Source organism: Herbaspirillum sp. Her2 (assembly GCF_057961375.1).
This window is the reverse complement of the sequence record NZ_CM176331.1, coordinates 4,480,701-4,495,081: the sequence shown is the minus strand read 5'-3', so window position 1 is coordinate 4,495,081 and position 14,381 is coordinate 4,480,701. Positions and strand designations below refer to the sequence as shown.

The window sequence follows — 14,381 nt, the reverse complement described above, 5'->3', positions numbered from 1 at the left end:
TTCCCCTAAACCCACCCGGCCGACAGGGCTTCCGCCTGCTGCAAAACTGTCTGGACGGCGGCGTCCTGCAAATCAGGCGGATAGCCGTACTTGCGTAGGATACGCTTGACCAACACGCGCATCCGGGCGCGCGCCGAATCGCGATGTGCCCAGTCAACCGAGACATTGCTTTTCAGACTTACCAGTAATTCATGGGCGATAACTTTGAGATTGTCATCGCCAATTACTTGTAGTGCCGACTCATTTTCAGCCAGCGCGTCATAGAAGGCTATTTCTTCGTCGCTGAGTCCGGACTCCTCTCCGCGCTGTCGCGCAGCTCGAATGTCTTTCGCTAACTGGATGAGCTGCTGCAACACCTCGGCGGTTGTAATGGCATTAGCGTGGTAGCGCGCCACGGCCTCCTCTAGCCGTTCCGAGAAGGTCCGAGTTTCGACGATGTTGGCCTTACTTCGCGAACGGATACCATCGTTGATGAGCTTGCGCAGTGCTTCAAGTGCGAGGTTCTTCTTCTGCATCTGCTGTACTTCGGCAAGAAACTCGTCGGACAGAATGGAAATGTCCGGCGACTGAATGCCTGCGGCTTTCAGGATGTCTACGATCTCTGTGCTGACCACAGCTCGGCTGACGATCTGCTGGATGGCGAAGTCACGCTCCTGCGAAGTCACGCCTGAGCCAGCGCTCGATTTAACCAGTGCGGCGCGAATAGCTTGGAAGAAACCGACTTCCTCGCGGATGCTGCGCGCCTCGTCGGAAGCTGACGCTAGCGAATACGCCTTCGACAAGGACAGCACAGCGTCCTTATAACGCCGCTGAGCGTTCTTCTTGCCTTCCTCGGTGGTTTCCGCCGCTGCCCATCGTTGCTGCCTGTCCAGAATCCACTCGATGGCTCCGGCCATCGTCGCCAGTCGTTGTTGTGGCGTGCCGCTTAAGGCCGGGGCGTAGTCGAAGCCATGGTACATGTCACGCACCACTTCGTACTTCTCCAAAAGCACGGCCACCGCCTGCGATTCATCGACACCCGTAGTTTCTTGATCGCGTGCCGAATACTGCGCCAGCGCCGACTTCAAGCTCTGCGCGATGCCGATGTAGTCCACGATCAGCCCCGCAGGCTTGTCACGGAACACGCGATTGACACGAGCGATGGCCTGCATGAGCCCGTGGCCTTGCATCGGCTTGTCCACGTACATCGTATGCATGCAGGGGGCGTCGAAGCCGGTCAGCCACATATCGCGCACGATGACCAAATTGAGCGGATCTTTGGCATCGCGAGCACGCTTAGCGAGCAGGTCACGTCGCGCCTTGTTGCCGATGTGCTGCTGCCATTCGGGTGCGTCGCTGGCTGTGCCCGTCATCACGATTTTGATGGCTCCCGCATTGTCATCAGTGCTGTGCCAGTCTGGGCGCAACCTAGCAATCTCTTTGTACAGCGCCACGCAGATGCGGCGGCTCATGCATACCACCATTGCCTTGCCATCCAGCGCGGCCAGTCTGTTCTCGAAGTGTGCCACTAAATCCTTCGCCACCAGAGCGACGCGCTTTTCGCTACCGACTAGTTGTTCGACCGTCGCCCATTTCGCCTTCAGCTTTTCCTGTTCGGTAACCGCCTCGTCCTCAGTTAACGCTTCCACTTCAGCATCGAGCTTGGGCTTCTCACCCTCATCTAGTTCAATGCGCGCCAGGCGCGATTCGTAGTAGATTGGTACCGTCGCGCCATCCTCTACTGCGCGGCTGATATCGTAGACGTCAATGTAATTGCCGAACACGGCCGGAGTGTTCACGTCCGTCGCCTCGATAGGCGTACCGGTGAAACCGATGAAAGAGGCATTAGGCAGCGCGTCGCGCAGGTATTTGGCGAATCCGTAGGAGACCTCGCCGGTCTTGGCATCCACCTTCGCGCGAAAGCCGTATTGCGATCGGTGCGCTTCGTCTGCAACGACTACTACGTTGTGGCGTGTGGTCAGCGGCGCGTTCACCTCTCCAAATTTCTGCAAGGTGGTGAAGATCACACCTCCAGAAGCCCTGGCAAGCAATTGCTGCAAATGATCGCGGTTTTCAGCCTGCACCGGTGTCTGGCGAATCAGGTCGCGGCACATCGAGAAGGTGGTGAACAACTGGTCGTCCAGGTCGTTGCGATCGGTCAGTATGACAAGCGTCGGGTTCTCCATCGCCGGATGCTTCACCAGCCGCCCCGCGTAGAAAGCCATCAGCAGACTCTTGCCGGAACCTTGCGTATGCCAAATTACTCCCGCTCGCCGGTCGCCTTTGTGTTGTGTCGCTAAGCCGGACAATCCGTAGGATGCCGGCTCTTCGGCCACGCCCTGCTGCGAGTCGGCGGCACGAATCGTGGACGCGATGGCGCGGTTGACTGCGTGGTACTGGTGATAGCCGGCCACGATCTTCGCCAGTCCGTTGCCAGTTTCGCCGAACACGGTGAAGTTGCGCAGGACATCGAGGAACCGCTGTTTCTCGAAGATGCCCTCGATCAGCGTTGGAAGTTCCGGCAAGCCTTTCTCCAGGACGGCCGTACCATCCGTAGTGCGCCACGGCATGAAGCGTTCCAGATTGGCCGACAGAGACCCCACGCGGGCCGCGATACCATCCGATGTAACTAGCAGGGCATTGGTGTGAAATAGCGCTGGGATCTGCTGCTTGTAAGTCTGTAACTGGTTAAATGCGCCCGCTAGATGCGCACCTATGCTACCAGGTGCCTTCAGCTCTATCACCGCAAGCGGCAAACCGTTGACGAACAGCACCACGTCCGGTCTACGCTTGACTTGGCCGTGAATGACCACGAACTGCGGCACAGCTAGCCAGTCGTTGCGCTCAGGTGTATCGAAGTCCAGCAACGCCACCTTGTCTGCCGTCAGCACGCCATCGTCGCCGTAGTATTCCACGTCTACGCCCTCGGTTAGCAGCCTGTGGATTCGGCGGTTTTCTTCCAGCAAAGCGGGAAATACGGATTGGGACAGCTTGTGGATGGCATCAGCCCGTGCTTCCGATGGTAGGTGAGGATTGAGACGCAAAACGGCATCTGCCAACCGTCGGTATAGGAATACGATATCGTGACTTTCGCGCTCCGGCGCGCTGCCGTCCGGGCTGATGACCTCATCAGATGCAATCGCGTATCCCAGCCTGCGTAGTTGCTCTAGCAAGGCTTGTTCGATTTGGGCTTCAGACAAAAAAGCCATCAGGCTCCCTCTTGCTTTTCGTTTGCTTTCGCCACTGAGATGGGAACGCCGCGAGCGGCGTTCAGGGCTTCGATGTAGGCGTCCCGATCAAGCTGGTAAAGCAAACGGCTGACCGAAATGTTCAGGGAAAGGTATTCTTCTCCAGGCAACAGAACCCTTAGTTCTGAATTGCCCTCGTCGTCCGTTACCAATTCCAAGCCGATATTCGTGTCGATCAGTTGATTGAATGCCTCGAACCGCTCCCACGGCTCACGCGAACTGACAGGATCGCGCTGCGCCTCCAGATAGGCCTGGTGCAAGAACGCCACTAGTGCATCTGACGACAAGACCGCAGAGCGCCGATGATGTATAGACAGCTTGGCGAGGAATCCGTCCCGACCGTGGCTGACTGGCCCGGATTCATTTCGCAGATCGCCTAAGGCCGTCGTCAGCTTGTGATGTTGGGAGACCAGCTTCAAGAACTTGCTGTTCTGGTTCTCACCAAGCTTCAGCACTCGCACTGCCGCGCCGACCCATTCGCCGAAGTCGGGAGCCGCAGCTTTCGGCTTGACGGGTTGGGTGGGCGAATCCAGTTCGTCCACGATAATTCGACAGAACACCTCGACGATGGATTTTGCGCAGTCAATGCAAGCATCGTTCTCCTGCTCCAGGGTACGCTCGAGCGCCTCGAAGGTCTGCTGCAACATCGGCGCATCGCGCCAGTGCAAGCAGGCCTCGCGAATACCGGGATACCAGTCAGGACTCATTCCACCACCTTCAATTTGCCGGCTAGAAGGCACGGTAGCAACGTATCACGTAGGCTGGCGAGAGTGCGAATTCGCAGCGCATTGTTGATCTTCTGCTCGAACAGTGGTGCGATCACGACATCGTGCTTCGTCATCTGGTCAGGCGGAGGTACGGCAATTTTGGCAGCGGACAAATGTCCACGTTGGATGTGACCCATGGTCGTCGCCTTGCCGGCCGCGATCGCTCGGAAGTCCGATAGATGCTGACGCGTGGCAAAGTAATAGAACCACTTGGGCACTTCGCAAGAAGTAACCTTGAACAAGTGCTGGTTCAACGCGCCGCGCCCTCCCGTCCACACTTCGACTTCCAGCGTACCCGACCACGAAAACAGCACATCGCCATCTTGGACGATGTATTCTGGCCTGAGCTTGGTGCTTGCCTTGTCCGCGCCGCCGGTATTGCCGGCGCGCAGCTGCGCGATCTTGATAACAGGTAGATATTCAGTGTCACTTTCGGGCGGAAACTTTTGTAGCGCCAAGCCGTTGAGGTAGTCGGCAATTGCGTCAAGCGAGGCTACCCGCCATCCATTCGGGATCAAGCCCAGTTCCGATTCCTGCATGTCTTCAGGTAACACACCGTCGAAGTTCACGAAGCGAGACTTGAACTGTGCGGCGGCGATAGCTTCCAGCGTGGCGTTGCTTTGGCGCAGGTTGTTGATGCGGTCGTCCAGCGTCGCCAGAACTTCCGCCGCTGCGCGGCGAACTTCTGGCCGTGGCAACTCGAATTCATAGCTGGCAATGGATTGCCACGTAACGCGCTGGCGCCCCGATGTCCCTTCCATACGGGAGATTGCGAAGTTGCGAAACTCTGGGTCGCGGCACAGGTAGTAAACGAAATCGTTGTCCGCCGCATCGTGACCACAAAGCACAATGAATTCAGTCGAGCCTTCGCCGATGGTGCCCTCTGGGAGCACATTAACCTGTGCTGTCTTACCATTTTCGAGGCACGGCGTGATTCGCGCGAGAAGCGTATCGCCATTCTGAAAATGCGCTCCAGCGGCCTTTGCGATGCGCGTGTCAACGGCTGCAGGAGAAATATCTCTCCCACTCAAGGGCAACGCAGCCATTTCGATAAATGGTACGAATTCGCCTTTCTTAACTTTTCGGGTCGGGTTGATGGTAGCTAAATCAGAAAGCTTGGCCATAGCCTAATGCCTCCAATCTTTCACGGATGACTGCATCTAGTTCTAAACCCCGCTCTGTTTGCTCTAACAGCAGAGCGGTCATCCGCCGCATCTTGTCCTCGAATCCCTCTTCATCCTTGCCCTGCTCCTCCGCTCCTACGTAGCGTCCCGGTGTCAATGCGTAGTCGTGTTTGCGGATTTCTTCGAGAGTGGCTGACTTGCAGAAGCCGGGAATATCCGAGTATTCACCCGCATCGGTTTCGCCACGCCACGCGTGGTATGTGGATGCGATGCGGGAAATTTCTTCGTCGGTCAGTTCCCGCCGCGTGCGGTCCACTAGTACCCCCATCTTGCGGGCGTCAATGAACAGCACTTCGCCGCGACGATCTCGCAGTTTTGTCTTCTTCACCTGACCGTTGCTTCGCCCTTTGGCAAGAATCCATAGGCAAGCTGGAATTTGCGTGGAATAAAACAACTGACCGGGCATTGCAACCATACAATCCACGATCCCTGCATTCTCTGCAGCTTCAAGCATAGCTTTGCGAATTTCACCCTCGCCACTTTGCTGGCTGCTCATGGAGCCATTAGCAAGCACTACGCCGGCGACGCCTTGCGGTGCAAGGTGATGGAAAATGTGCTGCAACCACGCATAATTTGCGTTACCCACAGGTGGTGCGCCGAATTTCCAGCGCACGTCTTCGCGTAAGCGCTCGCCGCCCCAGTCAGAAATATTGAACGGCGGGTTGGCGAGGATGAAGTCGGCTTTCATTGGCGCACCATCATTGCCGCGCTGAGAGGCAAACTCATCCTTGTGGAAGCTGCCTTCATTATTCCAAAAAATCTTGGAATCAATGCCACGCACGGCCAGGTTCATCTTGCACAGGCGCCATGTGGTGTAGTTGCTTTCCTGTCCATAGATGGCAATATCTCCGATGCGACCGCCATGTTCAGTGACGAACCGCTCGCTCTGCACGAACATGCCGCCGCTGCCACAGCAAGGGTCATACACGCGCCCGCTATACGGCTCCAGCATTTCCACAAGTGTTTGCACTACGGAGCGAGGCGTGTAGAACTCGCCACCACGCTTCCCTTCGGCACCAGCGAACTGGCCAAGAAAGTATTCATAGACACGGCCTAGCACATCGCGGGATTTGTCACTGCCATCATGCAGAGCGATGCCAGAAATCAGGTCGATCAATTCGCCCAGCATCACCTTATTGAGTGCGGGGCGGGCATAGTCCTTGGGTAGTACGCCTCTGAGCGACTCGTTGTCTTTTTCTATGGCGCGCATCGCGTTATCAATCAGTGTACCGACGGTACTCTGCTTTGCGTTGGCTTGCAGATGCGACCAGCGTGCTTCCTTGGGGACCCAGAAGATGTTGTCAGCGAGGTACTCGTCCTTGTCCTCGGCGGCAGCGGCATCTTCGGCCATCAGTTTGGCGTGACGGGCCTCGAAGGCGTCAGAGATGTACTTGAGAAATATCAGGCCCAGTGCGACGTGTTTGTAATCACTGGGTTCCATGTTGCCGCGAAGCTTGTCGGCGGCTTTGAACAGTTCCGCCTCGAAGCCAAGGTTGCCGCCGTTATTGTAGCTCTGTGCCATTGTGTCCCGTCCTACATAAGTGCTGGATTGTCCAGCGCCAACAAAAATTTCATTGCCGGTCCTATTCATGAACAAACACCGCCAACAAGCTGGCAAGGGCGGAGCGTGCCTGCTCTTTGTCTGGGCTGCCCAACGTCATGCGCACTTGCTGCGCTAGGTCGTCCGCTGATGGCACTGACATCCCATTACCGATATGCGTCTCCCGCATACAGGCATTGATCACCCTGGCAGGTGGATCGTATTCCCCCCGCTCATACCGGCTCAACTGGGACTGTGAAACGCCCAAAACAGTGGCGAACTCCGCCTGGGTTCGCCCATTGCGGGCGGCCCGGATTAGGTCAGCAACGCTGTTGGTCATAGGGTATCCTGGTGGCAGAAAATATGCTTATAAAGCATTATAGATCACTGTTAATGCGTAGTGAGCATTTTTGTTAGAGGCCTTGAGCCATTGGCTCGGGCTCCAACCGCGAGAGGGGCGTCAAGAAGATTACGTTCACCGACCCAGGTAGGCGGCAGCGACTTTCGTTCGCTCATGCCCTAACTCGCGGCTGATGGGATGAGCGAACCAGGCGACCAGCCGTTGTGTTTCGTCAGCAAAGTACGGGGCCGGATGGTTTCCAGGCAACCAGCTGGTTGCCCGGCACGCTGGGCGGGTACCCGAGCAGAGTGTCGTAATTGAGAATCGCGGTGCTGTCGCTGCCGGGCCGCGCGCGGAATGTCGGCCAGGCGTTGCGCTCCAGTGGTGTCAGCCGCTCATTAACCTAGAGGGCTTTCGGGTGAGGATATTCGAGGTTTGGTGCGATATTGTATGGCTTCTATCGGTATCGCCAACTGCCCCAAGGAGCCGTCATCTCACTCTGGCGTCACCGCTGCCTCAGCCATTAACCCGAACTGCACACCTCCCGGTATTTCGGCTGAGACAGGGCGCAACATCATTGGTGTGCCAGCTCAGGGGGGAAACAAGTTGCCTTCAGCGCATGATACATTGGCTAACGTCGATGGCTAGGCTCACTGCATCTGACCAGGCCGTCCGCTGACGTATCGCATTGGAAACGGGAGAACGGGAAGCGTCCAAGCAAGGCCCTCTGCCGCTACCAATGGACACGCCTGGTAGTTGGGTCCAAGAATAGGTCCAAGCTCGTTGCCAGACCGCTATGACTAATTTGGAAGTCAACGGCGTGCCGCAGAAATGCCGCGTCTGCCTCGTCACGTGAGGTCGGATCCAACGACCTCCGATATCTCAAAAGAAGAAAGATGCTTTCGCCTACTGGCCAAAATACTGCTAACGGCCCGCCCTTTAAAGCAAACGTCGCGTTGAAAAGCGTCGATGATTTTTTTTCTAGGTGGGCCGATGTCAAGATCAGGCCCTATCAACGGATCAATTGCAAGCGCGATGGCGAAGCCGCGTGTCCCGCGAAACACCCGGCACATTATGCGAACCTCTTCGGATGATGGTTTCAAGTGAGCACTCGTGCCAGTTGTATTGCCAGCGACCCGATGCAAAACATCGGCCCATAGAGAAAACGCATAATTATCCAAATAAAATCGCTGTTCGTTCCAGCAAACTTTATTGAAGACTCGCTCAACGTACAGATTAAATAAGTCGTCTCCAATTCTTCGGCATTCAAAGTGATGGCCGAGCATAAGGAGCACACGAAGAGTGCTTCGCGCAAACTCAGGCGCCAAGTCGAAGTTACGCCGATCCAAATTCACGAACACCAGTACCGTCAGGCATGCGAGTGCATCCATGCTGGCTCTATTCTCAATTTTCTCCAGCAGTCGAGGCCAGCCATGATCCCGAATTCTGGTCCCGCCATCGAATACTAGTATTTGTAATTCTGGTTCTATTTGCCGTAACCACCTTTGCGCATGTACTGACCTTTGCGTGCTCTCGCGCAAAATCTCCCACAACACATGGTTTAACTCCTCACTGGATCCAGGCACCGACAACTCCACTCGCGCTACGAGTGCCGGCTTTGGTGTGTGGTCACCCTTCTTATAGGTTACCCAGGTGGACCGATTAAATAGGATCCCGTCTTTATTCCTTCCGAAACCGTCCGGGACGAACAGTCGCTCAAGCGCATAGGCACTAGTTAGACCGGTCGCTTGGCGAACACCTTCGTACCAATAAATCCGCCTTATCCTCTCAACAGGGTCGGCTTTGGACGCAGAATTTTTGGTCATGCTGACTTTTGTGACGGATTACTAAAGGTCGCGTTCATTGTGCAAAACTTAATATTTTCAAAGAGTTAGATTCATAAGCTATCAAAAAATAGAGTGACATACTACTCTCGGCGTCTATCTAGGCCTTCACCAGCGGAGTTGCTAGTATTTGATGTGACTAATCGTGACAGAGCGAATGACATGAATCCAACGCATATCAATGAGCCGCTGGCGGTCCTTTTGGATAGAGAATTAACAAGTCGATACGGCCCCATTGTGTCAAACGACAACCTACGGCTGGTGCTTGGATACTCGTCGATGGAGGCATTCCGTCAGGCCGTTTCACGCAAGACAATTCCTATCCCGGTTTTCGAGATCGAAAATAGGCGTGGCAAGTTTGCGCTTGTTAAGGATGTTGCCGCATGGCTTGCGGCTCAACGGGAGCGCGCTTTGAGCGACGATATAGCAATCATGAATGCCGCAGAGACGCCGGCGGCCGGTTCCACAATTACATCTGGAGGCGACTGATGACATAACCTCAATTCAATCGCGGGTAAAGTTGGGGTGCTAGAACGGCCAAAGCCCAAGAGTTGGAGCTCTTGGGCCTTGTATTTACTGCTTGGATATTGACTGATCCGGCACTGAGTATGGTCCTTCCTGAATCCACTGTCAACGCCTTGAACTCCTAATGGGCCGTTCAAGTGGATTCGCACGTCCCCTGATATTTCATTTTCGTGCTGGCTCCTTAAATTCGGGCGCTTGGCACGATACGCCTATGTTGCCCCGATGCGTCAGGGCAACACGTGTGTGGAATCTATCTGACAGGAGGTCACATGACAAAGCGCAAGTTCATCCATCGGTGGGCGCCTAGAAATAAATGGCAACCTGCAAGCCTGTCATGGAGTAATGCTATTGCGGCAAAAACTATGGTGAAGCAAGCAAGAGCTGCCTGGAGGCTGGTATGAAAAGCTCACCATCCTATGGCACTCGCAGTCGTCGAAATGCGGCGAATGTTGGAGTCCGGTTCACCGCTCGGACATACGGTAAAGCTCGCATCGGCACCTATGCAGAAAAAGCCGATGGCCACATTACCGTCGAATCCGACGCAGAACGACTGGTTGCACACATACTCAGCATCGACCCGCGTGTGCGCTCATTTAAGCAACAACCGTTCACCGTTGACCTGGTCAGTGAACGGCTGCTGTTCACGCGCGAAGAAGTATCCGAGGCACGTAGCATGCGTGGATGCCGCACCGGAGAGATGGAGTACACACCAGATTTTTCTGTGGTTCAGACCGATGGTCTGCTTTGTGCGTACGAAGTCAAAATTCAGGGCTACGAGGGCGACGACCAGTACTGGATGAAACTCGAGCGTGCGCGGAAAATCATGGAGGCTTACTGCTATCCGCTATCTACGGTGATTGTACCTGCGGACGAACGGCATCCAGTCATCGTCAACGCTCAACTGCTAAAACCAGCGTTAGCGCGTGCCCATACATATCTGACGCCGGACATCATCGAGCGAGTCGAGCGCTATTGCGAATCCGGCCCGGTGCTTCAACACGCACTGTGCACCAGCCTCCAGATTCCGACGGCGCTGATCCCGCCACTGCTTGTTACTGGGGTGCTGCAGGCAGACTTGGCACGCCACCATATTTTTGCAGCACTGGAGCTGTCAGCTGGATATGGTGATCTGAGTCACCTTTGCTTGATAGAGGAGCTGCGGCCATGATGTCCGACCTGCGCATTGGTGACAGACTTACGTTGCCTGGCAATCCGGATAGCTACTTGGAGGTACTGGACGCTCGTATCCATGCCGGCACCATTCATATTTTCGATGCAAATAAACGTGAGGCCCGCTATGTCGACGAATCCGGCATTCGGGACCGAATCGCAACTGGATGCCTGATATTGCGTCGAAAGGGGCTACCTCGCGTTGGGATCGCCGCCCAGTACGATAATCCGAAACTTCATGCCCAGGTTAGATTGCTTCAGGATGCACTTCGGCGTATCGATGCTATCTGCTCGAAATGGAAACTATCGTTTAATGCAGCGATTTCCCATGCTCGTGAAGCCTACGAGAAAGAAAACGCAGACAAACTAATTTCCTGCAGATTTCCATCCCGTCCGACCCTGTTCCGAGCGCATAAGAACCAACTACTCGGCCTGCCGGTTCTTAAAGGAGACAAAAATAAGGGCAATCGAACGGCTAGGTACTGGAGCCAACGCTGAACATGATGGAGATCCCCTCCCCGACTCAGCAGCTTTCTTTTCTGGATCATGTCCAACGCTTGTTTGACGAGGGCGAATTTTCGGCCACCTACAAGTTCGCGCTGCTGCAGTCGATTACCGAACTGGCTGTCGAGCATGGAGAAGATTCTGGCGAATGCCTTGAGCTTTCCCACGAGCTAATCGCTGACAAGTTCTTGGAGATCTACTGGCCGCAAGTCGCGCCCTATACCCGCGACGGATTGGCAGCCGTCCTGATCCAGAACAGTGGCAGACAGGCAGCAACGATTACGCTATTGCAGGAACTGCGCAGTCGACACGGCACGCTTCCTAAGGCCCGTGCGTCTGAGGACTGGGCGAAGGCCCTGCGCAAGACGGTAGTGCTGTTGAAGGAAATGCCTTTGTGGCGACTGCAGATACTTCGTCGGGAGCAAGTCCGATTTCTCTATGAGCCTGCTTCAGAAGCCGCAATACGCCTGCTGCCAGGCGTGATGTTCAATCTTCGGCGCTTCCATGGACTGCTCCATCAATTGAGCCGCCATGCGTGGATTCAGCACTTGCATGCCAATCCGCTCAATACCGCCGTGCTGGGCACGGGATCGGATCTGGAACAGCTCCTGTTTGGTGCTGATCGCGCCAACTTGCGCGCCGCGCGCCCGGTCCTGAACACCATACAGAAAGGCCAGTGCTTCTATTGCCAGCAATCTCTTCAGGAGAATGGCGAGGTCGATCACTTCATCCCCTGGTCACGTTATCCACGCAATCTGGGCGAAAACCTTGTTCTGGCGCATCGCCGCTGCAATGGTGATAAAAGAGATCTGTTGCCGGCTGCCATCCATCTCGCGAAGTGGCAGGAACGCAACCGTACGCATGGAGCGTATTTGTCCGAGCAGCTAGGCGCGGGCTTTGTTTGCGATGAGCCCGCCATGCGGCGTATTGCGTATTGGGCCTATCACCAAGCCTATGCAACCTCCTCCCAGTGTTGGTCCGGCGTCGGGCAGACTGGCCCATTGAGCCGCGATTACCAGCACCTCCTGGCCGGGCAAGTGTACTGAGATGATGCGGCTCAAGAACTTGAATTCGCCCGAAGCCGTTCGTGCGGCAATGAGCGAATACGACCGCCTTGGCAGAACCTACTTCCTTGAGAAGTACGGTTACGGCAAGTCACGCGATTACATGCTCCGTGATCGTCACTCAGGCAAGCTCTACGATGCAGCGGCCGTCGTGGCGGTGGCTTATGGCGTTGCATTTCCAGATACTGGTCCCCTCCGATCGGAGACCTTTTCTGAAGGTGGCGTTTCCGCTGAAGCGATTCTTCGTGAACTGGACTTCGAGGTAGTCAGGATCGGTCAGGACTGGACTGCTGAAGAGGTGGAGGCCACCGTTCGTGACTACTTTAATATGCTCCGCGCGGAGGCATTCGGGCTTCCGTATAACAAAGCCGAACACAATGAACACCTGCGCCGCCAGCTGACGACTCGCAGCAAATCTTCCATTGAGCTCAAGCACCAAAATATTTCGGCCGTGCTGGATCAGCTGGGACTACCCTATATTCGCGGCTACAAACCGCGGACCAATTTGCAGGAATTGCTCCGTCGCACCGTGATTACCTTCATCGACGCACAGCGTGGCGAGCTCGCCAAAATGATGGATAGTTTTGACGCACAAACCGAGCCCGCGCAACAGCAGTTTCGTGGCGTGCTCGTTGCTCGACCAACAGTGGAGCCAACGATACGTATGCCCAAGCGGCTGAGGCTCCCGCGCAAGTTGGACTACGCCGCGCGTGAAGAGCGTAACCGCCAATTGGGTCACGCTGGCGAAGCGTGGACGGTGTCGTTTGAAAAATTCAGACTCCATGACGAAGGACGTGATGATCTCGCAGGCCGGGTCGACTGGATCGCTGACCGTATTGGGGATGGCGCCGGGTATGACATCCTGTCGTATGAGTCCGTGGATCAGGCGCGATTCATCGAGGTGAAAACGACCAACGGCGGTCCGCTGACGTCCTTCATCGTGACCCGGAACGAATTGGAGTTTTCGGAAGAGGTCGGCGACGCTTTCTGTTTATATCGTCTCTTCGAGTTCGCTACTTCCCCCAAGCTCTTCATTCTACGCGGCACGATTTCATCCAATCTTGAACTGGAAGCCGTCGACTATCGCGCTCGGCTCAAGGCGACCGCCTGAGCCATTCCCATCAGCAAAAAATCTCAATTCCTCACGACCGCAATTCCACTCCCTGTCGGCTTCGCAGCCGATTACCCCATCGCTGCCCCCACACCACAAAATCCTCACCACCCCACACAAATCCTTGCGATTCCCTCCCCGCTTGCATAACATCATCTGAACAATTCGAGCTCCCCACCGCCATGAGTAGAGACAAGTCGAGCGCCCGAAGCGTAGTCGCGGTCTTTCTCGTCCTGGCGATGAGTCTGCTCTGCGCCGCCTCCGCCCGCGCCCAATCGCCTGCCGCCAATGCGCAAGTCATCGAGATCAAGCTCGCCGATCTCCATGAGGACAACCCCCTCATCAACTACCGCAAGGCCGTCCTCGAACTGGCCATGCGTGCCAGCAGCCGGCCCTTCTCCATCAAGGGCTGCCGCGTCGCCAATGTCGCCACCTCCGACCAGCGCTACGTGCAACTGATCCAGGCCGGCCAATACTGCAACCTCATCACGACCTCCGCCGGCAGCGGCATGACCCGCAACCTCGAACCCATCCCCTTCCCCATCTATCTGGGCGGCGGCGGCTATCGGGTGTTGCTGGCCAACCGCGAAAGCTTCGAACGCGCCCGGTCCATCCGAACCCTGGACGACCTGCGCGCCTTCACCATCGGCTCCGGCATCGGCTGGGTCGACACCAGCATCATGCAGGCCAACCAGCTCAAGGTGGCGCAAAGCAACTACCTGAACCTGTTCGAGATGCTCAAGGCCGGCCGCTTCGACTTCTACAACCGCTCCATCTTCGAAGCCACCAGCGAACTGGAAACCTATGATTCCGGCCATCAACTGGCCATCGTCCCCGACCTGGTGCTGTACTACCCGACCGATCTCTTCTTCTACACCTCCCCGGGGCGCGACGATATCCGCGATGCCCTGCTGGAGGGCCTGAAAAAAATCCATCGCAATGGCGCCCTGCTGGACCTGATCCAGAAACACAGTTCCACCCGGCAAGTGCGCCAGTCCATGCGCGGCACGCATCCGCGCGTGATCGAGTTGTACAACGACAGGCTCACCCCCATCGAACGCCAGGCCATCGAGACTTACAAAATGGACTGGTTCAAATAGTCCAC

12 protein-coding genes are annotated in these 14,381 nt (G+C 55.9%); 6 read left to right on the top strand and 6 right to left on the bottom strand.

Annotated elements, in window-relative coordinates:
* Nucleotides 1-5 precede the first annotated feature (5 nt).
* The 6 genes from ACWHXP_RS20465 to ACWHXP_RS20440 form a co-directional block, all read right to left on the bottom strand.
* Nucleotides 6-3,188 (bottom strand): type I restriction endonuclease subunit R, encoded by a 3,183-nt coding sequence (locus tag ACWHXP_RS20465; RefSeq protein WP_489635174.1) that lies wholly within the window; start codon nucleotides 3,186-3,188, stop codon nucleotides 6-8.
* Nucleotides 3,188-3,934 carry an abortive infection family protein gene (locus ACWHXP_RS20460; protein WP_489635175.1) on the bottom strand — a complete coding sequence of 249 codons (747 nt, stop codon included), beginning with the start codon at nucleotides 3,932-3,934 and terminating at the stop codon, nucleotides 3,188-3,190. The genes ACWHXP_RS20465 and ACWHXP_RS20460 overlap by 1 nt, the downstream gene beginning before the upstream one ends.
* A complete protein-coding gene (locus ACWHXP_RS20455; RefSeq protein ID WP_489635176.1) occupies nucleotides 3,931-5,118 on the bottom strand; it encodes a restriction endonuclease subunit S in 1,188 nt (395 codons plus the stop codon). The genes ACWHXP_RS20460 and ACWHXP_RS20455 overlap by 4 nt, the downstream gene beginning before the upstream one ends.
* Nucleotides 5,102-6,700 carry a class I SAM-dependent DNA methyltransferase gene (locus tag ACWHXP_RS20450; RefSeq protein WP_489635177.1) on the bottom strand — a complete coding sequence of 533 codons (1,599 nt, stop codon included), beginning with the start codon at nucleotides 6,698-6,700 and terminating at the stop codon, nucleotides 5,102-5,104. The genes ACWHXP_RS20455 and ACWHXP_RS20450 overlap by 17 nt, the downstream gene beginning before the upstream one ends.
* A gap of 61 nt (nucleotides 6,701-6,761) precedes the next feature.
* Nucleotides 6,762-7,058, bottom strand: a complete 297-nt coding sequence (locus tag ACWHXP_RS20445) for a helix-turn-helix transcriptional regulator (RefSeq protein WP_489635178.1) — start codon at nucleotides 7,056-7,058, stop codon at nucleotides 6,762-6,764.
* Nucleotides 7,059-7,906: 848 nt separating this feature from the next.
* Nucleotides 7,907-8,884 carry a hypothetical protein gene (locus tag ACWHXP_RS20440; RefSeq protein WP_489635179.1) on the bottom strand — a complete coding sequence of 326 codons (978 nt, stop codon included), beginning with the start codon at nucleotides 8,882-8,884 and terminating at the stop codon, nucleotides 7,907-7,909.
* Between the two features lie 180 nt (nucleotides 8,885-9,064).
* On the opposite strand from ACWHXP_RS20440, the gene ACWHXP_RS20435 reads away from it, so the two are divergent.
* From ACWHXP_RS20435 to ACWHXP_RS20410, 6 genes are all read left to right on the top strand, one after another.
* Nucleotides 9,065-9,391 carry a hypothetical protein gene (locus tag ACWHXP_RS20435; RefSeq protein WP_438602686.1) on the top strand — a complete coding sequence of 109 codons (327 nt, stop codon included), beginning with the start codon at nucleotides 9,065-9,067 and terminating at the stop codon, nucleotides 9,389-9,391.
* A 433-nt stretch (nucleotides 9,392-9,824) separates the two neighbouring features.
* A complete protein-coding gene (locus ACWHXP_RS20430; RefSeq protein ID WP_489635180.1) occupies nucleotides 9,825-10,595 on the top strand; it encodes a hypothetical protein in 771 nt (256 codons plus the stop codon).
* Nucleotides 10,592-11,095, top strand: coding sequence for a hypothetical protein (locus ACWHXP_RS20425; RefSeq protein ID WP_489635181.1), 504 nt, complete (start codon nucleotides 10,592-10,594; stop codon nucleotides 11,093-11,095). The genes ACWHXP_RS20430 and ACWHXP_RS20425 overlap by 4 nt, the downstream gene beginning before the upstream one ends.
* 2 nt (nucleotides 11,096-11,097) lie before the next feature.
* Nucleotides 11,098-12,147, top strand: coding sequence for an HNH endonuclease (locus ACWHXP_RS20420; RefSeq protein WP_489624255.1), 1,050 nt, complete (start codon nucleotides 11,098-11,100; stop codon nucleotides 12,145-12,147).
* 1 nt (nucleotide 12,148) lies between these two features.
* Nucleotides 12,149-13,276, top strand: coding sequence for a protein NO VEIN domain-containing protein (locus tag ACWHXP_RS20415; protein WP_134220965.1), 1,128 nt, complete (start codon nucleotides 12,149-12,151; stop codon nucleotides 13,274-13,276).
* Nucleotides 13,277-13,515: 239 nt separating this feature from the next.
* Nucleotides 13,516-14,376 carry a hypothetical protein gene (locus tag ACWHXP_RS20410; protein ID WP_489635182.1) on the top strand — a complete coding sequence of 287 codons (861 nt, stop codon included), beginning with the start codon at nucleotides 13,516-13,518 and terminating at the stop codon, nucleotides 14,374-14,376.
* The last annotated feature ends 5 nt before the right edge of the window (nucleotides 14,377-14,381 follow it).